This window comes from Streptomyces sp. NPDC104814, assembly GCF_055583185.1.
The window spans coordinates 682,364-705,076 of record NZ_JBVJOL010000002.1 but is presented as its reverse complement, the minus strand read 5'-3'; the positions used below and the strand labels follow the sequence as shown (position 1 = coordinate 705,076).

The 22,713-nt window shown below is 71.3% G+C and carries 19 protein-coding genes; 7 read left to right on the top strand and 12 right to left on the bottom strand.

Annotation, left to right across the window (positions count from 1 at the left end):
- Positions 1 to 39 precede the first annotated feature (39 nt).
- The 4 genes from ACZ64A_RS11720 to ACZ64A_RS11705 all read right to left on the bottom strand — a co-directional run bounded on the left by ACZ64A_RS11720 (position 40) and on the right by ACZ64A_RS11705 (position 3,905).
- Positions 40 to 714, bottom strand: a complete 675-nt coding sequence (locus ACZ64A_RS11720) for an AAA family ATPase (protein WP_469809821.1) — start codon at positions 712 to 714, stop codon at positions 40 to 42.
- Between the two features lie 34 nt (positions 715 to 748).
- Entirely contained in the window at positions 749 to 1,576 is an 828-nt protein-coding gene (locus ACZ64A_RS11715; protein WP_469809820.1) for an ABC transporter permease, read from the bottom strand.
- Between the two features lie 37 nt (positions 1,577 to 1,613).
- On the bottom strand, positions 1,614 to 2,633 hold the full coding sequence (locus tag ACZ64A_RS11710; protein WP_469809819.1) for an ABC transporter ATP-binding protein: 1,020 nt from the start codon (positions 2,631 to 2,633) through the stop codon (positions 1,614 to 1,616).
- 63 nt (positions 2,634 to 2,696) lie between these two features.
- Positions 2,697 to 3,905, bottom strand: a complete 1,209-nt coding sequence (locus ACZ64A_RS11705) for an NYN domain-containing protein (RefSeq protein WP_469809817.1) — start codon at positions 3,903 to 3,905, stop codon at positions 2,697 to 2,699.
- A 222-nt stretch (positions 3,906 to 4,127) separates the two neighbouring features.
- Here ACZ64A_RS11705 and ACZ64A_RS11700 point away from each other — a divergent pair, with 222 nt between their 5' ends.
- Positions 4,128 to 4,292 (top strand): hypothetical protein, encoded by a 165-nt coding sequence (locus ACZ64A_RS11700; protein ID WP_361632831.1) that lies wholly within the window; start codon positions 4,128 to 4,130, stop codon positions 4,290 to 4,292.
- Between the two features lie 84 nt (positions 4,293 to 4,376).
- Here the strand turns inward: ACZ64A_RS11700 and dnaE are convergent, their stop codons facing one another.
- Positions 4,377 to 7,916 (bottom strand): DNA polymerase III subunit alpha, encoded by a 3,540-nt coding sequence (dnaE, locus tag ACZ64A_RS11695; RefSeq protein ID WP_469809816.1) that lies wholly within the window; start codon positions 7,914 to 7,916, stop codon positions 4,377 to 4,379.
- 231 nt (positions 7,917 to 8,147) lie between these two features.
- Between dnaE and ACZ64A_RS11690 the strand changes: the two genes are divergently transcribed.
- From ACZ64A_RS11690 to ACZ64A_RS11670, 5 genes are all read left to right on the top strand, one after another.
- A complete protein-coding gene (locus tag ACZ64A_RS11690) occupies positions 8,148 to 9,473 on the top strand; it encodes a DUF2252 domain-containing protein (protein ID WP_469809815.1) in 1,326 nt (441 codons plus the stop codon).
- Positions 9,474 to 9,554: 81 nt separating this feature from the next.
- Positions 9,555 to 10,247, top strand: coding sequence for a hypothetical protein (locus tag ACZ64A_RS11685; RefSeq protein ID WP_469809814.1), 693 nt, complete (start codon positions 9,555 to 9,557; stop codon positions 10,245 to 10,247).
- 104 nt (positions 10,248 to 10,351) lie between these two features.
- Entirely contained in the window at positions 10,352 to 11,176 is an 825-nt protein-coding gene (locus ACZ64A_RS11680; RefSeq protein WP_469809813.1) for a thioredoxin domain-containing protein, read from the top strand.
- A gap of 106 nt (positions 11,177 to 11,282) precedes the next feature.
- Entirely contained in the window at positions 11,283 to 12,956 is a 1,674-nt protein-coding gene (locus tag ACZ64A_RS11675; RefSeq protein ID WP_469809812.1) for an alkaline phosphatase D family protein, read from the top strand.
- A 259-nt stretch (positions 12,957 to 13,215) separates the two neighbouring features.
- Entirely contained in the window at positions 13,216 to 14,199 is a 984-nt protein-coding gene (locus tag ACZ64A_RS11670; protein ID WP_469809811.1) for a zinc metalloprotease, read from the top strand.
- 7 nt (positions 14,200 to 14,206) lie between these two features.
- Here the strand turns inward: ACZ64A_RS11670 and ACZ64A_RS11665 are convergent, their stop codons facing one another.
- Positions 14,207 to 14,776: a dienelactone hydrolase family protein gene (locus ACZ64A_RS11665; RefSeq protein ID WP_469809810.1), complete on the bottom strand. Its 570-nt coding sequence runs from the start codon at positions 14,774 to 14,776 to the stop codon at positions 14,207 to 14,209.
- 77 nt (positions 14,777 to 14,853) lie between these two features.
- Between ACZ64A_RS11665 and ACZ64A_RS11660 the strand changes: the two genes are divergently transcribed.
- Positions 14,854 to 15,981, top strand: coding sequence for a mechanosensitive ion channel family protein (locus ACZ64A_RS11660; protein ID WP_469809809.1), 1,128 nt, complete (start codon positions 14,854 to 14,856; stop codon positions 15,979 to 15,981).
- Positions 15,982 to 16,258: 277 nt separating this feature from the next.
- On the opposite strand, the gene ACZ64A_RS11655 is transcribed toward ACZ64A_RS11660, so the two are convergent.
- From ACZ64A_RS11655 to ACZ64A_RS11630, 6 genes are all read right to left on the bottom strand, one after another.
- Complete coding sequence (locus ACZ64A_RS11655) at positions 16,259 to 17,005, bottom strand: SDR family NAD(P)-dependent oxidoreductase (protein WP_469809807.1); 747 nt, start codon at positions 17,003 to 17,005, stop codon at positions 16,259 to 16,261.
- A 36-nt stretch (positions 17,006 to 17,041) separates the two neighbouring features.
- A complete protein-coding gene (locus tag ACZ64A_RS11650) occupies positions 17,042 to 18,628 on the bottom strand; it encodes a Na+/H+ antiporter (RefSeq protein WP_469809806.1) in 1,587 nt (528 codons plus the stop codon).
- Between the two features lie 141 nt (positions 18,629 to 18,769).
- Positions 18,770 to 19,240, bottom strand: a complete 471-nt coding sequence (locus tag ACZ64A_RS11645) for a GNAT family N-acetyltransferase (protein ID WP_469809805.1) — start codon at positions 19,238 to 19,240, stop codon at positions 18,770 to 18,772.
- Complete coding sequence (locus ACZ64A_RS11640; protein WP_469809804.1) at positions 19,237 to 20,181, bottom strand: RluA family pseudouridine synthase; 945 nt, start codon at positions 20,179 to 20,181, stop codon at positions 19,237 to 19,239. Before ACZ64A_RS11640 ends, ACZ64A_RS11645 begins: the two co-directional genes overlap by 4 nt.
- Positions 20,182 to 20,245: 64 nt before the next feature.
- Positions 20,246 to 20,845 (bottom strand): signal peptidase II, encoded by a 600-nt coding sequence (gene lspA / locus ACZ64A_RS11635; protein ID WP_469809803.1) that lies wholly within the window; start codon positions 20,843 to 20,845, stop codon positions 20,246 to 20,248.
- Positions 20,846 to 20,915: 70 nt separating this feature from the next.
- On the bottom strand, positions 20,916 to 22,178 hold the full coding sequence (locus tag ACZ64A_RS11630; RefSeq protein WP_469810178.1) for a TraR/DksA family transcriptional regulator: 1,263 nt from the start codon (positions 22,176 to 22,178) through the stop codon (positions 20,916 to 20,918).
- Positions 22,179 to 22,713 lie beyond the last annotated feature (535 nt).

Here is a 22,713-nt window from a genome sequence, read left to right as displayed (position 1 = left end):
ACCGCAGAACACGCAGGCGCCGGGCGCGTAGGCCAAGGGTTACGCCGGTGGTACTCCGTAGCCGCCCGCCGGTTCCGGGTCTCGGGGGCCGAAGAGGGCCGTGAGGGCGAGGTGGATCAGGAGGGCCGCCAGCGGCCACGCCAGCAGCGCCCCCTTCGCTCCCAGCTTCAGCGGCGCGGAGAACGTGACGCCCTCGCCCACCGACTTGGCGTGGGCGATGACGTCCGACGCGGGGCCGAGCCACACGCCCAGGCGCCACGCCAGCAGCGAGGCGAGCAGGCCGCCGACGCCCAGGCCGGCCACCAGCGGCACGCCCCCGCGTTTGCGCCACAGGAACACGGCGGCCCCGCTGAGCCCACCGAACGCCAGCGCCAGCAGCGTGAACGTTCCGTCGACGCCGATCGCCTGCTCGCCCTCGCTGTCCTTGAGGTAGACGACCCAGCTGTTGTCGACCACGCTGCCGACCAGCGGGACGTGCGGGGCGAGCCACCACCACAGTGCCCCGAGCAGCGCACCGGCGACCGTCACCGCCACGGTGACCACGGCGGCCTCACGCAGTTCCGTCTTCATCCCGGGCCCGTCCTGTCCGTACGCGGCGTCCTGCGGCGCAGGTGTCCCGTACCCGTATCCGCCCGCGGCAGGCGGACCGGCCTGGCCGGAGGGGGACGAGGAGTGGTCGTGCGGCCCGGTGGGCGGTGTCAGCGGTGCGGTCACCCCCACATCGTGCCAGGTGCGCCCGTGTGCCGTGTCACCGGACGGCGGCCCGCCGGTACGCCCACGTGGCGACGGCCAGGGAGGCCATCCCGACCCCGGCGCACACGGCGAGGTCACCGAGCACGTACGCCCAGTCCGGGTCCGGCGCGAAGGTGCGCGCGAGGGCCTCGACGCCGTAGGTGGACGGCAGCAGGTCACGGGCCAGCCGGACGACCTCCGGCATCCGGTCGGCCGGCAGCACGCCCAGCAGCAGCGCCGCCGACATGCCCAGCTGGCCCAGGAGCGTCGCCAGTTCCGGGCGCGGGGCGAGCAGCCCGCAGGCCGCGCCGAGGCCGGACAGCGCGGCACCGGCGAGCGGGATGACGGCGGCGAGCACCCACAGATGGGTCAGCGGCAGTCCGAACAGCACGCAGCCGAAGACGGCGGTGACGACCGTGCCGGGCACGGTGAAGGACGCGTACGCGGCCGCCGCGCCCAGCACCACGGCGGCGGGCGGTACCGGCAGGGTGGCGTAGTGGTCGAGGCCCCCGCTGGCGCGCAGCTGCCCGAAGTACTGGGCGAGCAGGTTGAGCGCGACGAACGCGACGACCAGCACGGCGGACCCGGCGACGACCGACTCGGCCTCGTTGCCGCCGTCCACCACCCCGCGCATCATGATCAGGATGCCGACGGACTGGAAGGTCGCCACGAACAGCAGCGGGATCCGCGCGACCCTCGCCCGGGACAGCTGGGCCCGGTAGACGGCGCCCAGCGACGGCCACAGCCGGGCGCGCGGCCCGAGCTCGGCCGGGGCCGGGGCGGCGGCGGCCCGGGTCACGCCCCGGGCGCGGCCCGAGAGACTCTCGGCGGGTACGACACTCAACGGAACCTGCTCCTTGTCCGTACGGCACTCCCCTGCCTCATGCCTTCACCAGCCCCTGCCGTGCGGCGCCGCCGAGGGCCAGGTAGACGTCCTCCAGGCTGGGCGTGGCGAGCGTGAAGTCGTCCAGCGCCGCGAAGGCGGCCCCGCCGGTGACCGTGGCGACGACCGCGCGGGCCTCCTCGGGCGCGAGCCGCAGGGTCCAGCGGCGGCCGGACTCGGTGGCCCGGTCGCGCAGCGCGGCGACCTCCGGCACGTCCAGCGGGGCGCGCTCGCGCCACACCAGCTCGACTCGGACCTCGTCGGCGACCTGCTCCTTGAGGCCGGCGGGCGTGTCGCAGGCGATGATCCGGCCCCGGTCGAGCACGGCGACCCGGTCGAGGACGGTCTCGGCCTCGATGACGTTGTGGGTGACCAGCAGGACGGTCGTACCGCGTTCGGCGCGGCGGCGGTCGACGGCGGACCACACCGCGCGGCGGGCCACCGGGTCCATGCCGGTGGTGGGTTCGTCGAGGACGAGCAGCGACCGCTCGCCGACCAGCGCGGCGGCGAACGTGGCGAGCCTGCGCTGGCCGCCGGACAGCTTCTTCAGCGGGCGTCCGGCGAGGGGGGTGAGGCCCAGCTCCTCGAGGACGGCGTCCCGCTCGGCGCGCGCCTGCCGGATGTCCAGGCCGCGCAGCCGGCCGGTGGTCTCGGCGGCCAGCGACACGGTCAGCTCGTCGAGGGCGGTGGACTCCTGGCCTAGGTAGGCGAGGAGGCGGGCGGCCCGCTCGGGGTGGCGGACGATGTCGTGCCCGAGGATCTCCACGCTGCCGGCGTCGGGGCGCATCAGCCCGGTGAGCTGGCGGACGAGGGTGGACTTCCCGGCGCCGTTCGGCCCGAGCAGGCCGAAGATCTCGCCCCGCCGGATGTCCAGGCGTACGTCGTCGGTGGCGCGCACCTCGGGGGTTCCCGGAGCGCCGCGCCTGGCCCGTACCGCCGGATAGGTCTTGGTCAGTCCGCGCACCGCACAGACGACCTCACCGAGGGGTCGTTCCGATGCTGCCGTGCGCGTACTCACAAGGGACGAGACTACGGGGTCGGCGGGCTTTACTCGCCGTTGGGGCGGTCTACCGCCCCTGGCTCAGTCCCCCGCGGTGGCGGGTTCCGCCGTCGTCGGGACGTCGATCTCTCTCCAGAAGCCCGCCCGGATGGCGTAGCGGTCGTGCTCGTCGATCTGGTCGTCCTTGTGGGCGAGGAGGCCGAAGCGGGCGGCGTAGCGCAGCAGCTCGCCGTCGATGCGGTGCGGGATGCGGGGGTACATCCCGGACAGCCGCTGGAGGTGGCCCGGGTCGCCGAGGCGGGAGATCCAGCGGCGGGCGAAGACCTGGCCGACCTCGTAGGGGTCGCCGCCGACGGTGGTGATGTCCTCCTCGCGGTCGGCCCAGCGCTGCTCGGCCGTGGTCAGCTGGGCCAGCGTGGGCATGGCGGCTGCCTCCGGCGGCTCGGCGGGGGTGCCGGGGCGGTCGACCCAGCCCTTGTCGGAGGACCAGCGCAGGGTCGCGGTGGTGGGCTGCTGGGGGGCGGGGGCGCCGGCGCGCAGTTCGGCGAGGTCCTTCGGGGTGGGGACGCCCTTGGGGCCGGGGAGGCGTTCCTGGGAGCCGTTCTGTGCGGCTGCAGCCGGGGTGGGTCCGGCCTCGCGCGGGGGCCGCTCGGCGGTGGGGGCGGATTCGGGCAGCGGTGCGGAGAGGATCGCGGCGATCTCGGGGCGGGGCGCGGGGGGTGGGGCGCACACGCCGGTGAGTTCCTTGGCGCGTACGGCCCGGGTGATCCAGGCCCGGTCGAGCACGCGCCGCTCGTCGGCCTCGGCGACCAGGTCCTCGGACTGGTTGTAGTCGCCGTCGGCGGCCTGCACGGCCCACAGATGGACGGCGACGCCGTGCTCCTTGGCGGACATCATGCCCGGCAGCAGGTCGCCGTCGCCGGTGACGAGCACGATGTCGGAGCAGGCGCGGTTGCGGGCCAGCTCGGTCAGCTCGGCGTGCATGGCGGCGTCCACGCCCTTCTGCGCCCAGCGGCCGTCACTGCGGGTGAGGGCGCCCAGGCGGACGGTGACGCGCGGCATGACGCGCAGCCGCCGGTGTTCGGGCTGGGGGACGCGGTCGGGGGCGCCGTCGAACCAGTAGATCCGCAGCAGCGGCTGCTGGGTGTCGGCCTCGGCGCGTTCCCGCAGGCCCTGGATCAGGGCGGCGTGGTCGACGGTGATCCGGGACCGGGAGGGCTCGCCTGCGAGGAGGCTGGCGGCGGCCCCCAGCAGGTACCCGGCGTCCACCAGGACGATGCAGCGGTCCACGCGACTCACCCTCTTCCCGGGAGGTTTGCTTCGGGCTTCCTTCGAGTCTGCCCGACCGGGCGGAGGTTAACGGCCGGAACTCGATCTTCGGCGTGGCGTTTCGGTGTGGTGCGTCTCCACAGCCCTTGTCACGCACGGTAATTGTCCGATATGCGCTCGTTGTCAGTCTATGTGAATCTGGTCGCGGCCCTGGCCCCTAGATCCCCCACAGGAGGCATCACCATGGCCAAGAACAAGAACCGTGATCGTAAGCAGCAGCGCCCCACCGAGCGTGGCCAGCAGGCGACCCGCCGGCCGGCCATGGACACCGAGTCCCAGCCCGAGGTGGAGGCGACCCCCGGTGACGTGGCCACCCGTAAGCGGAAGCGCAGCTTCGGCCACAACTGAACGCGTGTGACGGGTCTGTTGCGATCCAGGCAATGAAGAGGGGCGCACCCGGTACCGGGTGCGCCCCTCCTGCGCGTTCGCCGGTCAGCCCGCCAGGCAGGACGGGCCCAGCAGCACCTTCAGGTCACCGAAGAGCGCCGGGTCGGGCTTGACCCGGTGCCGGTCCAGGCGCAGCACGGTCGTCCTGGTCGGACCCTGGAGCTTGATCCGGACCTCGCTGTCGCCCTTGTGGTGGCTGAGGATCTCACCGAGCCGGCTGACCATGGGCGGAGTGACCCGGGTGGCGGGGATGGTGAGCACCACCGGCGCGTTGGTGCCCGCGTTGGACAGGTCCGGGACCATCAGCTCCATGGCGACCAGCCGCGGCACGTCCTCCCGCTTGTCGAGCCGTCCCTTGACGAACACGACGGCGTCCTCGACCAGTTGGGTGGACACCAGCTGGTAGGTGGCCGGGAAGAACATGCACTCGATGGAACCAGCGAGGTCCTCGACGGTGGCGATCGCCCAGGCGTTGCCCTGCTTGGTCATCTTGCGCTGCAGGCCGGAGATGATGCCGCCGATCGTCACGACCGCGCCGTCGGCGTGCTCACCGCCGGTGAGCTGGGAGATGCCCGCGTCGGCCTTGTCGGACAGGATGTGCTCCAGGCCGAACAGCGGGTGGTCGGAGACGTACAGACCGAGCATCTCCCGCTCCTGGGCGAGCAGATACGTCTTGTCCCACTCCTCGTCCGTGAACTGCACGTCGAGTCCGAAGCCCGGCTCGCTGGACGTCTCCTCGCCCATCCCGCCGAAGAGGTCGAACTGCCCCTCGGCCTCCTTGCGCTTCACCGCGACCACGTTGTCGATCATCGGCTCGTACTGCGCCGTCAGGCCCTTGCGGGTGTGGCCCATCTCGTCGAAGGCACCGGCCTTGATCAGCGACTCGGTGGTGCGCTTGTTGCAGACGACCGCGTCGACCTTGTCGAGGTAGTCGGGGAACGAGGTGTACTTCCCCTTCGTCTTGCGGCACTTGATGATCGACTCGACGACGTTGGTGCCGACGTTGCGCACGGCGGACAGGCCGAAGAGGATCACGTCGTCGCCCTGCGCGGCGAAGTTCGCCTCGGACTCGTTGACGTTCGGCGGGAGCACCTTGATGCCCATGCGGCGGCACTCGTTGAGGTAGACGGCCGACTTGTCCTTGTCGTCCTTGACCGAGGTCAGCAGCGCGGCCATGTACTCGGCCGGGTGGTTCGCCTTGAGGTAGGCGGTCCAGTAGGACACCAGGCCGTACGCGGCGGAGTGGGCCTTGTTGAAGGCGTAGCCGGCGAAGGGGACCAGCACGTCCCACAGCGCCTGGATCGCCTCGTCGCTGAAGCCCTTCTTACGAGCGCCCTCCTGGAAGAGGACGAAGTTCTTCGCCAGCTCGTCGGGCTTCTTCTTGCCCATCACGCGGCGGAGGATGTCGGCCTCGCCGAGCGAGTAGCCGGCGATGATCTGGGCGGCCTTCTGCACCTGCTCCTGGTAGACGATCAGGCCGTAGGTGACGTCCAGGACCTCCTTGAGCGGCTCCTCCAGCTCGGGGTGGATGGGCGTGATCTCCTGCTGGCCGTTCTTGCGCAGCGCATAGTTCGTGTGGGAGTTCATGCCCATCGGGCCCGGGCGGTACAGGGCCGACACGGCGGAGATGTCTTCGAAGTTGTCGGGCTTCATCAGCCGCAGCAGCGAGCGCATGGGGCCGCCGTCGAACTGGAAGACGCCGAGGGTGTCGCCGCGCTGGAGCAGCTCGAAGGTCGTGGGGTCGTCGAGCGGGAGGCTGAGGAGATCGATGTCGATCCCCTTGTTCGCCTTCACCATCTTGACGGCGTCGTCCATGATCGTGAGGTTGCGCAGGCCCAGGAAGTCCATCTTCAGCAGGCCGAGCGACTCACAGCTCGGGTAGTCCCACTGGGTGATGGTGACACCGTCGGTGTGCCGCACCCAGACGGGGACGTGGTCGACGATGGGCTCGCTGGACATGATCACGCCGGCCGCGTGCACACCCATCTGCCGGACCAGGCCCTCCACACCGCGCGCGGTGTCGATGACCTTCTTCACGTCCGGTTCGTTCTCGTACATCCCGCGGACCTCGCCGGCCTCGCTGTAGCGCGGGTGGCTGGGGTCGGTGATGCCGGACAGCGGGATGCCCTTGCCGAGGACGTCGGCGGGCATGGCCTTGGTGATCCGGTCGCCCATCGCGTACGGGTACCCCAGCACGCGCGCGGAGTCCTTGATCGCGTTCTTGGCCTTGATGGTGCCGTAGGTGCCGATCATGGCGACCTTGTCGGCGCCGTACTTCTCGGTCACGTACCGGATCACCTCGACGCGCCGGCGCTCGTCGAAGTCGATGTCGACATCGGGCATGGAGATGCGCTCGGGGTTGAGGAACCGCTCGAAGATCAGGCCGTGCGGGATCGGGTCGAGGTCGGTGATGCCCATGGCGTAGGCGACGATCGAGCCGGCCGCGGAGCCCCGGCCGGGGCCGACGGCGATGCCCTGCTTCTTCGCCCACATGATGAAGTCGGCGACCACGAGGAAGTAGCCCGGGAATCCCATCGAGATGATGGTGTCCATCTCGTACTCGGCCTGCTTCTGGCGGTCCTCGGGGATGCCGCCGGGGAAGCGGCGCTCCATGCCGCGGCGCACCTCCTCCTTGAACCAGGTGACCTCGGTGTAGCCCTCCGGGATGTCGAACTTCGGCATCAGGTCGCGCTTGTCGAACATGCCGGTGGTGTCGACCATCTCGGCGACCAGGAGCGTGTTGGCGCAGCCCTCCTGCCAGGCGTCCGAGGAGTCGATGGCGTACATCTCGTCCGTGGACTTCAGGTAGTAGCCGGTGCCGTCGAACTTGAAGCGGTCGGGGTCGGAGAGGTTCTTGCCGGTCTGGATGCACAGCAGGGCGTCGTGCGCCTGCGCCTCGTGGGCGTACGTGTAGTGCGAGTCGTTGGTGACGAGCGGCGGGATGCCGAGCTTCTTGCCGATCTCCAGCAGGCCGTCGCGGACCCGGCGCTCGATCTCGATGCCGTGGTCCATCAGCTCCAGGAAGTACCGGTCCTTGCCGAAGATGTCCTGGTAGTCGGCGGCGGCCTTGAGGGCCTCGTCGAAGTGGCCGAGGCGCAGCCGGGTCTGCACCTCGCCCGAGGGGCAGCCGGTGGAGGCCACGATGCCCTCGGACCACTGGGCGATGGTCTCCTTGTCCATCCGGGGCCACTTCTGCAGCCAGCCCTCGGCGTAGGCGTCGGAGGAGAGCCGGAAGAGGTTGTGCAGGCCGGTGCTGTTCACCGCCCACATCGTCTTGTGGGTGTAACCGCCCGAGCCGGAGACGTCGTCCCGCTTCTGGTGCGGCTGGCCCCACTGGATCTTGCGCTTGTTGCGCCGGGACTCGGGGGCGACATACGCCTCGATCCCGATGATCGGGGTGATCCCGGCCTTCTTCGCGGTGTGGAAGAAGTCGTACGCGCCGTGCAGGTTGCCGTGGTCGGACATGGCGATGTGCGTCATGCCCATCTCGTTGCAGGCGTTGAACATGTCCTTCAGCCGCGCGGCACCGTCCAGCAGGGAGTACTGGGTGTGAACGTGCAGGTGCGTGAACGGCGGCTTCGACACTGTGTGGCCTCCAGAAGAAAGCGCTGCGGCGCGGAGCGCCTCGTTGAGGGGTGGCGGTCGGGTGACGGGTGGGCACTCGGCGACGGATCGGCGGACGGTTGTGGATTCAGCGTCGAAGTCTATGCCGCCCCACTGACAGCGAGCGGGCACTCGGGCGTACCTTCATCCGTTGGAAGCGGCGAAGACGCTTCGCACACCCACTGCACCACCTGTACCAGGAGGCACCCCGCGATGTCGGTACCCCAGCTCAGCGACGAGCAGCGCGGTGAGGAGATCCTCACCGTCTTCGACACCGCCTTCGGCGAGCTCCTGGCCGCCGACCCGGCCGCGTTCCGGGTGAAGTTCCGCAAGATGGCGGCCTCGGCGTTCGCGTTCTACCGGGGTACGGCGTGCCTCTTCTACCACGACGTGGACGCCGACCGGCGCGGCGGCCCGTACCTGGACGAGCGCACCTCGCGGGTGTGGATCCACGGCGATCTGCACGCGGAGAACTTCGGCACGTACATGGACTCCACCGGCCGGCTGATCTTCAACGTCAACGACTTCGACGAGGCCTACGTCGGCCCCTTCACCTGGGACCTGAAACGCTTTGCCGCCTCCATCGCGCTGGTCGGCTACGCGAAGGCGCTCGGCGACGAGCAGATAACGGAGCTGGTGCAGATCTACGCGGCCGCCTACCGCGAGCGGATCCACGCCCTGGCCACCGGCGCCAAGAGCGACGAGGTGCCGCCGTTCACGCTGGACACCGCCCAGGGCCCGCTGCTGGACGCGCTGCGCGACGCCCGCTCGCTGACCCGGTTCGGGCTGCTGGACTCGATGACGGAGATCCGCGACTTCGAGCGCCGCTTCGCCCCCGGCGGCGGCGCCATCGAGCTGGACGCGGCCACCCGCTACAAGGTGCTGGCCGCCTTCGACGGCTATCTGGAGACGCTGCCGGAGACCTCGCTGGCCCGCCCGGACTCCTACCGCGTCAAGGACGTCGTCGGCCGGCGCGGGATCGGCATCGGCTCGGCCGGCCTGCCGTCGTACAACATCCTGCTGGAGGGGCACAGCGACGCCCTGGAGAACGACGTCGTGATCTACATCAAGCAGGCCCAGACCCCGGCCGTCTCCCGGCACATCACGGACCAGGCGATCCGCGACTACTTCCAGCACGAGGGCCACCGCACGGTGATCTCGCAGCGCGCCCTGCAGGCGCACGCGGACCCGTGGCTGGGCTGGACCGAGCTGGACGGCTCCGGCCAGCTGGTCGCCGAGGTGTCGCCGTACGCGGTCGACCTGGACTGGGGCGACATCGACGACCCGGAGGAGATCGCGAGCGTCGTCGCCGACCTCGGCCGGGCCACGGCCACCATGCACGCGGCCGCCGACGACCAGTCGGGCGAGTCGCTGGTGCCCTTCTCCACCGAGCGGGCCATCGACGCGGCGCTCGCCGCCGACGAGGAGGGCTTCGCGCCGCTCCTGGTCGACTTCGCGCACACCTACGGCGCACGCGCGCGTGCCGACCACCAGATCTTCCTCGACCTGTTCCGCAACGGCCGCATTCCGGGGCTGTGAGCCCCACGATGACGGTGTGAGCTCTCACAGGGACCCTTTAGGGGTCCCTTACCGGAGCTCGTGCCACACTCTTGACTCGCTATGGACATATCCGGGACCCACCTCAGAGCGCTCCGCGCGGCGCTGTTCACGGCACTGGTCGTGACGGTCAGCTCCGCGTCGCACGTGCTGCTGTCCCGGGTCCCGCTGCCCGCCAACACGGTCGCCGCGGTCGCCGCGGCCGTGTTCGCTCTCGCCTACGCGCTGGCGGGCCGCGAGCGGGGCTTCGGCCGGATCGCCGCGTTGCTGATCCCGCTGGAGCTGGCCGCGGACACCCTGTTCACCACGGGTCAGCACCTGTGCTACGGCGCGGCGGGCGGCCCGGTCGCCGGCCCGCTGCGCTCGGTCGGCTGGGACGTGCTGTGCGGCAACCACACCGCCGTCGGCACCCCGCTGGCCCGGATGACGGGAACGGACACCGACCGGCTGCCGGCCCTGCTCTCGCACGCCGACCCGGCCACCGCCTGGCTGCTGCTCGCCGCGCACGTGAGCGTGGGTCTGCTCGCGGCCGCCTGGCTGCGCCGGGGCGAGCGGGCCCTGACCCAGCTGGTGCGGGCGGTGGCCGCGACCACCTTCCGGCCGCTGCTGCTGGCCGTCGCCTCGGTGGCGGTCACCCCGGCCGGCCCGGTCCGCCGGCTGCCGCGCCCCGTCCGCCGTACGGCCGCACTGCGCGGCCCGTTGCTCGCGCACTCCCTGGGACGGCGCGGACCGCCCCGCTCGGCGGTGTTCGCCTGACCGTTGGTGTGCGAAGGCGCACGACGGGCGAACGCCGGAGCCCGGCAGTCCCCCCTTACGCATCCGCGCACGGCGTGCGCGTGTCCATCACGGAGATCATCACCATGAGCAAGCGGAACACCCAGTCGGCGAAGACGGCGGCGCGCGAGCGGCTGCGGGCCGAACGCGAGCGCGAGGCCAAGCGGGCCAAGGTCAAGCGGCAGGTCACCGTCGCGGTGTCGGTCGTCGCCGTCCTCGCGGCGGCCGGCGGCATAGGCTACGCGGTCGTCCAGGCCAACAAGCCGGGTCACTGGGAGGCCGTCAAGGACCAGAAGCTCGTCAAGCCGGCCAACACCACCGGCGCGGACGGCACCACCGTCGTGATCGGCAAGGCCGGCGCCAAGAAGACCCTGGCGATGTACGAGGACCCGCGCTGCCCGGTCTGCGCGGCCTTCGAGCAGTCGGTGGGCCAGACGGTGAAGAAGGACGTCGACGAGGGCAAGTTCAAGATCCAGTTCGTCGGCGCCACCTTCATCGACACGAACATCCCCGGCGAGGGCTCCCGCAACGCCCTCAGCGCGCTCGGCGCGGCGCTGAACGTCAGCCCCGAGGCGTTCCTCGAGTACAAGGCCGCGCTGTACTCGGCGAAGTACCACCCGGACGAGCAGGACGACAAGTTCAAGGACGACGCCTACCTGCTGAAGGTGGCGGACACCGTCGGCGCGCTGAAGAACAACGCGGCGTTCGAGAAGGCCGTCAAGGACGGGACCTACGACAAGTGGGCCCTGGTGATGAGCGACAAGTTCAACACCGACGGCCAGAAGTACAACTTCCAGGGCACCCCGACCCTCGTCATGGACGGCAAGAAGGTCACCGGCTCGGACGGCAAGAACGCCCCGATGTCGGTGGACGAGTTCAACACGGCGATCGACAAGGCGCTCAAGGGCTGACTCGCCGGGCCCGGTCACGCGGCCGGCCCGACCGCACACCCAACAGCGGGCGAACTTTTGCCGGTTCGCCCGCTGTCGCGCATACCGATCAGTAACCTGATCGGTCGTGACCAGTCGATACAGAGCCGATTCCGCTCCCGCCCCCGCGGCGGACTCCTTCACCCCGCGCCGCCGTACGGTCGTCAAGGCCGCGGCGGCGACGGCTGTGCTGGCCGGGCCGCTCGCCGCCGCCCTGCCCGCCCGCGCCGCGTCCGCCGCACCCGCCTTCCTGCACGGCGTGGCCTCCGGCGACCCGCTGCCCGACGGCATCCTCCTGTGGACCCGGGTGACCCCCGTCCCGGAGGCGATACCCGGCTCGGGCGTGGGCCCGGACACCGAGGTCGCGTGGGTCGTCGCCACGGACCGGGCGCTGACGAACGTCGTCGCCGAGGGCTCCGTCACCGCGACCGCCGCCTCCGACCACACCGTGAAGGCCGACGTCCGCGGCCTGCAGCCGGCCACCGACTACTGGTTCCGCTTCTCGGCCGGCGGCACCCGGTCCCCCGTCGCCCGCACCCGCACCACGCCCGCCGCCGACGCCGCCGTGGCCAACCTGCGGTTCGGCGTGGTCTCCTGCGCCAACTGGGAGGCCGGTCACTTCGCGGCGTACCGCCATCTCGCGGCCCGCTCCGACCTGGACGCCTGGCTGCACCTCGGCGACTACATCTACGAGTACAAGTCGGGCGAGTACGCGGCGCGCGGCACGGTCGTGCGGCCGCACTCGCCGGCGCACGAGATCCTCACCCTCGCCGACTACCGGATCCGGCACGCGACGTACAAGACCGATCCCGATCTGCAGGCGCTGCACCTGCGCGCGCCGGTCGTGGCGATCTGGGACGACCACGAGTTCGCCGACAACGCCTGGTCGGGCGGCGCGGTCAACCACACCGAGGGTGCCGAGGGCACCTGGACCGCGCGCCAGGCCGCCGCCAAGCAGGCGTACTTCGAGTGGATGCCGGTGCGTCCGGCGCTCGCCGGCACCACCTACCGCAGGCTGCGCTTCGGCAAGCTCGCCGACCTGTCCCTGCTGGACCTGCGCTCCTTCCGCTCCCAGCAGGCGTCCACGGCCTCCGGTGCGGTGGACGACCCGGACCGCACGATCACCGGCCGGGCGCAGCTGGACTGGCTGAAAGCCGGGTTGAAGGCGTCGGACACCACCTGGCGGCTGGTCGGCAACTCGGTGATGATCTCGCCGTTCGTCATCGGCTCGCTCTCCGCGGACCTGCTGAAGCCGCTGGCCAAGCTGATGGGGCTGCCGCAGGAGGGCATCGCCGTCAACACCGACCAGTGGGACGGCTACACCGACGACCGCCGCGAACTGCTGGCCCATCTGCGCGCCAACGCGATCCGCAACACCGTCTTCCTGACCGGCGACATCCACATGGCGTGGGCCAACGACGTGCCGGTGGACGCCGGCACGTATCCCCTCTCCCCGTCGGCGGCAACGGAGTTCGTGGTCACCTCGGTCACGTCCGACAACCTCGACGACATCGTCAAGGCGCCCGAGGGCACGATCTCCGCGGTCACCTCGCCCGTGATCCGGGCCGCCAACCGGCACGTCCACTGGGTCGACACCGACCGGCACGGCTACGGCGTACTGGACCTCACCGCCGACCGGGCGCAGATGGACTACTACGTGCTGTCCGACCGCACCGACCCGGACGCGACCTCCACCTGGGTGCGCTCCTACCGCACCCGCAGCGGCACGCAGAAGGTCGAGCGGACCTACAGCCCTGTGTGACGGCTGTGAGCGAAGGACGGTTTTCGGCCAATGCAGCGGCTTCGTTGAACGGCTGACTTCTCGCCCCGCCGCTCCGGCGGGTGGTGCGATCCGCAGTCGAATCCGGACACACCACCCGCCCCGGCACAGGGGAATCCCTATGAGCCGATGTGGCTTGATCACTGCTCTTCCCGCTTAGTCATGTGCACGTAATCTCCGGGCCACGACACAGGAAAACCCCCCTGCGTCGCACACCCCACCGCCTCCATCAGGAGACACCATGCGTGCGCTCGCCCGGATATCCCCCTCCACGCGCAGACGCCTGCTCGGCACCGCCGCCGTGGCCGGAACCCTGCTGCTCTCCCCGCTGTCGGCCCCCACCACCGTCGCCGCGGCCGCCCCGGCGGCCACCGCCTGCGCCGGCAGCGGCAACGCCGCCGCCCGTGAGGCCCGCCCCGCCGCCGGCCAGCACATCGCCGAGCCCAACGAGGTCACCGACGCCAAGGCCAAGGCCATGGACGCCGACCTGCACAAGAAGCTCGACCAGCTGCGCGTGAGCGGACGCAGCTCGCTGGCGGCCGCCTCCGCCACCATCCCGGTGTACTTCCACGTCATCCACGACGGCGCCGCCGGCAACCTGAGCGCCGCGGACATCAGCGGCCAGATGAGCGTGCTGAACGCCGCGTACGCCGGCCAGGGCACCGGCAACAACAACACGGGCTACCAGTTCACGCTGGCCGGCACCGACTACACGGACAACGCCGCCTGGTACAACCTGACCGACGGCTCGGCCGAGGAGAAGGCGATGAAGACCGCCCTGCGCAAGGGCGGCGCGAACGCGCTCAACATCTACACCGCCAACCTCGGCGGCGGACTGCTCGGCTGGGCCACCTTCCCCAGCTCCTACAAGTCCAGCCCGTCCATGGACGGCGTGGTCATCCTGGACGCCTCGCTGCCGGGCGGCTCCGCCACCAACTACAACCAGGGCGACACCGCGACCCACGAGGTCGGCCACTGGATGGGCCTGTACCACACGTTCCAGGGCGGCTGCACCGGCAACGGCGACTACGTCGACGACACCCCGGCCGAGAAGAGCGCCGCGTACCAGTGCCCGACCGGCCGGGACACCTGCACCAGCAAGCCGGGCGCCGACCCGATCCACAACTTCATGGACTACACGTACGACGCGTGCATGTACCAGTTCACCGCCGGCCAGGTGACGCGCATGCAGCAGAGCTGGGCGGCCTACCGCGCCGCCGGCTGAGCCTGACCTACAGACTGTCGAGGAAGCCGAGCGCCACCCGCCAGGTGGCCTCGGCCGCCTCGGCGTCGTGGTCCGGCAGACCGGGGTCGGTGTAGAGGTGGCCGGCCCCGGCGTACCGGTAGACCTCCACGTCGGCGCCGGCGCGGCCCATCTGCAGATACCAGGCGTTGAGCCAGTCGTCCGTCTCGAACGGGTCCGGCTCCGCCACGTGCAGCTGCACCGGAAGGTCGTCCACCTGGGCGTTCGGCGCGATGTCCGACGTGCCGTGCAACAGCAGCAGCGCCCGCGCCTTGCCGTCCCCGAGCGCAAGGGTCTGCGCGATGGACGCGCCCAGCGAGAAACCGGCGTACACCAGGCCCCGCTCCGAGTAGGGCGCGGCGGCCAGGACGGCCCGCTTGAGCAGCTCGTCCTTGCCGATCTCCTCCTTGTACGCCATGCCCTCCTCGACCGTGTCGAAGGTGCGCCCCTCGAAGAGGTCCGGGGTCCACACCTCGTGTCCGGCTTCCCGCAGCCGGTCCGCGGCCTCGCGCACCGCGGGGCGCAGGCCGTAGGTCGAGTGAAAGAGCATGATGTTCATGAACCCATGGTGCCGTACCCACACAGGCCCGGAACTCACATGTTCATGAGCGGCCGGGGCCGGTTACGTTCGGAGGCATGGAAGACGTACTCCGCCCGCTGATCGTCATCGGCGGCTCAGTCGTCCTCACCCTGGCCATCGGCTGGGCCACGGACCGGCTGCTGCAGAAAGCCGACGCCCGCAACCCGCACACGCCGCTGTGGGGCCTGCTGCGCCGCGCCCGCATTCCCTACCAGGTGGTGCTCTGCGCGGCCCTGCTCAGAGGGTCCTACATCCAGGCAGGAGTGCTGCCCCACCACCGGGTGGGCGTCGGGCAGACCCTGACCCTGGTGCTGATCGGCTCCACCGCCTGGCTGGTGATCCGCATCGCCGCCGCGGTCGTCGAGACCTCCTACACCCGCTACGCCAGCGCCCGGATGCACCGCGACCCCGCCCGGGTCCGCCGGGTGCGCACCCAGGTGACGCTGATCATGCGGGTGGTGTCCGCGCTCGTCGGGGTGGTGGCGGCCTCCGCGATGCTGCTGACCTTCCCCGAGATGCGTGCGGCCGGCGCCTCGCTGCTGGCCTCCGCCGGCATCATCGGCGTGGTCGCCGGTGTGGCCGCCCAGTCCACGCTGAGCAACATGTTCGCCGGCTTCCAGATCGCCTTCGGCGACATGGTGCGCATCGGGGACACCGTCGTGGTCGACGGCGAGTGGGGCACCGTGGAGGAGATCACCCTGACCTTCCTGACGGTGCGGACCTGGGACGAACGCCGGATCACCATGCCGGTGTCGTACTTCACGTCCAAGCCGTTCGAGAACTGGTCGCGCGGCACCCCGCAGATGACCGGCACCGTCTTCTGGCACCTCGACCACTCGGCACCGGTCGAGGCGATGCGCGAGAAACTAAGGGACATCCTGCGCGAGTGCCCGGCCTGGGACGGCCGCGACTACAGCCTGGTCGTCACCGACTCCACGCCCAACACCCTCCAGGTACGGGCCCTGGTCACGGCCAAGGACGCCGACGACATCTTCACGGTCCGGGTCACCGTCCGCGAGCAGATGATCGCCTGGCTCTGCGACCACCACCCCTACGCCCTTCCCCGCGTCAACACGGCGGACGCGGTACGCCCGCCCGGCATACCACCGGCCCGCACCTCCCAGGACGGCGCAGCCCACCGCGCCTACGAAACGACCTCCCGCTCGGGCCCCGGCCGCACCTGAGGAGACCCGCACCCGCGCAGGGCGGGAAGGGGCCGGGGTGGGGGGTGTCCGCCCGCAGCATCCGGCACCGTCTTCCGCCAACCGCGTCGGAAACGGCCGGCCGGACCGAGGACGGACACCCCCCACCCCGGCCCCCGACTCACCCACCGCCCGCAGGCGCAACGCACGCCACGACGAGACAGCAACGGGCCGCCGCAGGCAAAAAAAGGGGCGCGGGGAACGGCGCGAGAACCCCCACCCCCCCCGCACCCGAAAACACAACCCGGCGCCGCAGGCTCTAGTGACCGCGCTCGGCCCCGCCATTGACCTGCACGATCTGCGAAGTCACATGCGCCGCCCCCGCCGAAGCCAGCCAGTGCAGCGTGGCCGCCACATCCCCCGGCGTCCCCGCGCGCCCGTTGGACGTCTCGGAGATCCGCAGCTCCCGCCGCTCCTCGGTCATCGTGTCCCCGAAGAACTCGGTGTCCTCGATGTACCCGGGCGCGACGACGTTCACGGTCACGCCGCGCGGCCCGAGCTGCCGGGCCAGGTCATGGGCGTACGGGTGCAGCGCGGCCTTGGCCGCCGCGTACGCCCCGCTGCCGGAGCCCCGGTAGGCGGCGATGGAGCTGAGGAAGAGCACCCGGCCGCCGGGATCGGCGAGCCGGTTCTTCAGCGCCTCGGTGAGCAGGGCCGCGGTGAGCGTGTTCTGCCGGAAGTTCAGGTTCCAGTCGTAGGCGACCCGCTCCAGCGGATCCTCGCTCTCACTCGCCGGCTCCAGATAGCCGGCCCCGCCCGCACTGTGGATCAGCACGTCCACCGTGCCGAACTCACCCGCGACGAACCGCTCCACCCGCCGCACCTCGGCCGGCTCGCCGAGATCGGCCGCGAACGTCAGCGCCCCCGGCACCCCGGCCCCGGCCTTCTCGAGCACCTCGGCCCGGCGTCCGAGGAGCAGCACCCGGTCCCCGTCCGCGGCGAACACCCGCGCCGCGGCGAGTCCGATCCCCGTTCCTCCACCACTGATCACGACGTTGCGAGTCATGATCCGATCATAGGCACCGGCGCCCTTGAGGGTGTGTCAGCGAAGTGAACGTACGTCCAGGTGCCGCAGCACCCGGTCGACGATCTCCGGGTCCGCCCCCGGCTCGCTGCGCGCCGCCAGCACCTCGTGCCGCGCCGCGCTCAGCATCTCCTGCTGGATCCTGCGGACCCGCTTCAGCCGCCGTACCCGCTGCTCGTGCGCCTCGCGCCGCTCCTCCTCGCCGATGTCCGGGCTGATCCGCACCCCGATCTCGAAGGCCCGCCGCAGCATCTGCTCGGACAGCTCCTCCGGCAGCTCCTCCACCGTCTCGATCTCCCGCAGCCGCCGCTTGGCCGCCTTGGCCGCGCGGACGGCCAGCTCCTTCTCGAAATCCTTCTCACGCTCGGTGTCGGCCCGCACACCGAGCCGCTTGACCAGCCACGGCAGGGTCAGCCCCTGCACGACCAGCGTCGCCATGATCACGCCGAAGGCGATGAACACGATCTCGTCGCGGTCCGGGAAGGGCCCTCCGTTCTCCGTCTTCAGCGGCACCGCCAGCGCCAGCGCCACGGAGGCCACGCCGCGCATCCCGGACCACCACATGACGACGGTCTCCCGCCAGCTCATCGGGATGTCCTCGTCGTAGTCGCGCTTGGCGTGCAGCCGCTTGGTCAGCCAGGTCGCGGGCAGCAGCCACGCCAGCCGGACGAGGATCACCACGCCGACGATCGCCCCGGCCCAGCCGAGCATCTCGCCCCAGCGCCCGGCCGCGGTGCGGATCGCGTTGTGCAGCTCCAGGCCGATCAGCCCGAAGGCTACGCCGGTGACGAGGGTGTCGACGATGTCCCAGAAGGTGTGCCCGGCGAGCCGGGTCATCACGTCGTCGGGGTCCGTCGCGTACTCCGCGAGGAAGAGGGCCGTCATCAGCACGGCCAGCACTCCCGACCCGTGCAGTTCCTCGGCGAGCACATAGGAGGCGTACGGCACCAGCAGGGTCAGCCCGATCTGCAGGGTGGCGTCGCCGAGCAGGTCCATCAGCTTGTTGGCGCCCCAGCCGAGTCCCAGGCCGATGGCGATCGCGACGACGGCGGAGAGCAGGAAGTCCAGGCCGGCCCGCCACGGGGAGAAGGTTCCGCTGACGGCGGCGGCGATGGCGACGTGGTAGAGCACGATGGCCGTCACGTCGTTGAACAGGCCCTCGCCCTCCAGGATCGACACCAGACGGCGCGGCAGCCCGAGCTGACCGGCGACAGCGGTCGCCGCGACCGGGTCGGGCGGCGCGACCAGCGCCCCCAGCGCGACCGCGGCGGCGATCGGCAGCCCCGGCACGATGGAGTGGGCGACGGTGGCCACGCACAGCGTGGTGACGAACACCAGCGCGACCGCGAGCAGGAAGATGGGCCGTCTGTTGGCCGCGAACTGCCGCCAGGACGTCCGCCGTACGGCCGCGTACAGCAGTGGGGGCAGCAGTGTGGGCAGGATCAGCCCGGGCGGGATGTCGACATTCGGCACGAAGTCCAGTACGGCGAGGACCACACCGAGGATCGTCATCAGCACCGGCGCCGGCAGCCCCCACCGGTCCCCGACCGGCACGCTGATCACGGCCCCGAGCAACAGCACGAACAACAGGGCCAACTGATCCACGGTCAGCGCTCCGGAGACGAGACGACGGGACTACGGGGTCGGACGATCAAGAGCGCCCAGACGTCCAGCCTGCCACGCCTGCCGCTTTTGTCGCCCTCAGCACACGGAGTACCCCGGCGGTCGTCGAGTGCGCCCGCCGCTTCAGAGCACGCGGCGCATGGCCCGGTGCGGGATGCCCGCGTCCGGGAACTCCGGGCCGTACACCTCGTAGCCGAGGCGCTCGTAGAAACCCAGCGCGCGCGTCTGCGCGTGCAGGTCGACGGCAGTGAGACCACGCGTGCGGGCCGCCTCCTCGATGGCGCGGACCAGCGCCGCGCCGACACCGAGCCCGCGGGCCGCCCGGTTCACGGCGAGCCGGCCGAGGGAGCCGACCGCCGGGTCCCCGCCGTTCTTGGCGGCGGCGGCCTCGCCGAACAGCAGACGTCCGGTGCCGAGCGGCACTCCGTCCGCGCGGACCGCGAGGACGTGCACGGCGTCGGCGTCGTAGGCGTCGTACTCGATGTCCTCCGGCACGCCCTGCTCGTGGACGAAGACCTCCTTGCGCACCGCGAAGCAGGTCTCCCGGTCGGCGGGGTCCTCGGCGACCCGGACGTCGTACGCCTGCGCGCTCATGCGTAGGTCTCCTCACGGACCTGGTCCAGGGCCCGCTGCAGGTCCTCGGGGTAGTCGCAGGAGAACTCCACCCACTCGCCGCTGCCCGGGTGCTCGAAGCCGAGCCGTACGGCGTGCAGCCACTGGCGGGTGATGCCCAGCCGCTTGGCGAGGGTCGGGTCGGCGCCGTAGGTCAGGTCGCCGACGCAGGGGTGGCGGTGGGCGGCCATGTGCACGCGGATCTGGTGGGTGCGGCCCGTCTCCAGCTTCACGTCCAGCAGGGAAGCCGCGCGGAACGCCTCGATGAGGTCGTAGTGCGTGACGGAGGGCTTGCCCTCGGCGGTCACGGCCCACTTGTAGTCGTGGTTGGGGTGGCGGCCGATGGGCGCGTCGATGGTGCCGCTGGTCGGGTCCGGGTGGCCCTGGACGAGCGTGTGGTAGCGCTTGTCGACCGTGCGCTCCTTGAACTGGCGCTTGAGCGAGGTGTACGCGTACTCGGACTTGGCGACCACCATCAGGCCCGACGTGCCGACGTCCAGGCGGTGCACGATGCCCTGGCGCTCGGCGGCGCCGGAGGTGGAGATCCGGTAGCCGGCCGCGGCGAGCCCGCCGATCACCGTGGGGCCGCTCCAGCCGGGGCTGGGGTGGGCGGCGACGCCGACCGGCTTGACGATCACGACCACGTCGTCGTCGTCGTGCACGATCTCCATGCCCTCGACCGGCTCGGCGACGACCTGCACCGGCGCGGGCGCCTGTGGCATCTCGACCTCGAGCCAGGCCCCGCCGTGCACCCGCTCCGACTTGCCGACCACCGCCCCGTCGACCGTGACCTTCCCGGCCGCGGCCAGCTCGGCCGCCTTGGTGCGGGAGAAGCCGAACATGCGGGAGATGGCGGCGTCGACGCGCTCGCCCTCCAGGCCGTCGGGCACGGGCAGGGTACGGATCTCGGGAATCGTGCTCACCCGTCGAGTATGCCGGACGGGTCCGACAGCGCCGACCGGCGCCTGTGGACGGCCCCCGGCGCGCTCAGTCCTTGTGGACGGTGCCGTCCGGGTCGAGCCCCTTGAAGGAGAGCAGCACGATCAGGATGCCGCCGCACACGATCGCCGAGTCGGCGAGGTTGAACACGGCGAAGTGCTTGGGCGCGATGAAGTCCACGACCGCGCCCTCGAACACGCCCGGCGCGCGGAAGATCCGGTCGGTGAGGTTGCCGAGCGCGCCGCCCAGCAGCAGGCCCAGCGCGATCGCCCAGGGCAGGCTGTACAGCTTGCGCGCGAGCCGCGCGATGACGACGATCACGGCCGCCGCGATCACCGTGAAGATCACGGTGAAGGCCTCACCGAAACCGAACGCGGCGCCGGCGTTGCGGATCGCGTCCAGCTTCAGCCAGTCACCGACGAGCTCGATCGGCGCGTGGTGCTCCAGCCTGGCGACCACGAGCAGCTTGCTGCCCAGGTCGAGGAGGTAGGCGAAGGCGGCGACCGCGAACAGCACGGCGATCCGCCGCCTGCCCCTGGGCCGCGCGGCAGCGCCGACCCGCCCGTCCGAACCGGACGACTGGTCCGGTTCGGATCCCGGCGCCTCAGGAGTCTCCGGCGTACCGATGATGCGCTCCGCCTCTGCCACGTGAGTCCCTCAACCTAGGTACCTGACTGAGGACGAGGGTACGGCACGCCCATCGGCGCCCCGATACCCATCAGTACCTGCGCTCCTGCTTCTGCTTGCACTCCACGCACAGGGTGGCGCGCGGGAACGCCTGCATACGGGCCTTGCCGATCGGCTTGCCGCAGTTCTCGCACAGGCCGTAGGTGCCCGCGTCGAGCCGTTCCATGGCGTGCTCGATCTGCGTGAGCATCTCGCGCGCGTTGGCGGCGAGCGCCAGCTCGTGCTCGCGGGTGATGTTCTTGGTGCCGGTGTCCGCCTGGTCGTCACCGGCGCCGTCCCCCGAGTCCCGCATGAGCCCGGCCAGGGACTTCTCCGAGGAGTCCAGCTCCGCGCGCAGCCGGTCCATCTCGGCCTGCAGCTCCGAGCGGGCCTCCTCGACCTCCTGAGGGGTCCAGGGGTCCTCGCCGGGGCGCACCGCCAGGTCGCCCGGTTCCGCCGCGGCGACGCGTGCCTTGGGAACGGCGGTCGTGGCCGCCGTGGCCGTGCCAGGAGTCTTCTTCGCAACCACTGTCGTGGCTCCCGTCTGCTCCGCGGCCTCAGCCGCGCCCGCCTTCTTGGTCGTGCTCTTCTTACGGGTCGTGTTCCTGCCCGTGCTCTGCGCACGGGTCGTGCCGGTCACGCCGCGGGGGGTGCCGGTCCCGCCGGACGCGTCGCGGGTCGTGCCGGACGCGTCGCGGGTCGTGCCCTCGCCGGCGCCGGCGTGCGCCCCGGCCCGGGACCGGGCCGGCTTGCCCGCGGCCTCCGCGGTGGCTGCCGATCCGGCCGCGGTCTTCGTGACCGGGGTCTTCCCGGCCGTGGCCGTTCCGGCGCCGGACTTGTCCGCGGCGGTCTTCTTCGCCACGGCCTTCCTGGGCGGGGCTGCCTTGGCGGCGCCCTTCCCGAGGCCCTCGTCCACCGCCGCGGTCTTCTTCGCCGTCGCGCTGCCCGCCGGGGCCCTGTCCGCCTGTGCCCTGTCCGCCTGTGCCTTGCCTGCCGGTGCCCTTTCCGCCGTCGCCTTTCCCGCCGCGGTCTTCCCGGCCGCCTTCGCCGCCGTCGCCCTCGTCGTGGTCTTCTTCCCCGCGCTCTTGCCGTCGGCCGCCTTCTTCGACGCCGCCTTGTCACCCGCCGCCGTCTCCTGCACCGCCGCCGGCACCTTCTCCGCAGCGGTCTTCTTGGCTGCCGACTTCTTGGCCGCCGCCGTCTTCGTCGCCGCCGCCGTCTTCGTCGTCGTCGCCTTCTTGCTCGTGGTCGTCTTCTTGGCCGCCGTCTTCGTCGCCGCCGCCGTCTTCGTCGCCGTCGCCTTCTTGCTCGTGATCGTCTTCTTGGTCGCCGTCTTAGCCGTCGCCGTCTTAGCCGTCGTCTTCTCTGCCCCGGCGGAGCGCGCGGCAGACCTCCCCGGTGCCGTCGTCTTCGCCGGGGACGCCTTCTTCGCGGGCGTCTTCGCCCCGGCGCCCGGGCGCTCGGCAGCGGTCTCCTTCGCGGCCGCCTTTCCCGCGCCCGCCGCGCCCGTGGCCGCTTTCCCCGCGCGGGCGGTGCCCGCGACCGTCTTCCGCCCGCTCACGTCCTTGGCCGCACCCCCGGGGGCCTGTGTGGGCCCGCGGGACGCCGACTGCTGTACGGCGGTCTTTTTCGCCACCATGGCCGCGGCCCCTTCACATATTGTGATCTTGCTCGCGAATCGTGCTGGGACGATAAATCGACTTGAGTCCCGCGGCAACGGGGCACGCCGCCCGATTCGCCCACCCCGCGCCCCCCACGCGGCAGGTCTGCCTGCGTTGTGCCCAGCTCTCCGCCGGGTATGCCGCCCAGCGGCAGGTACCGGTATCCGGCCACCCGGCACCTGCCCATTC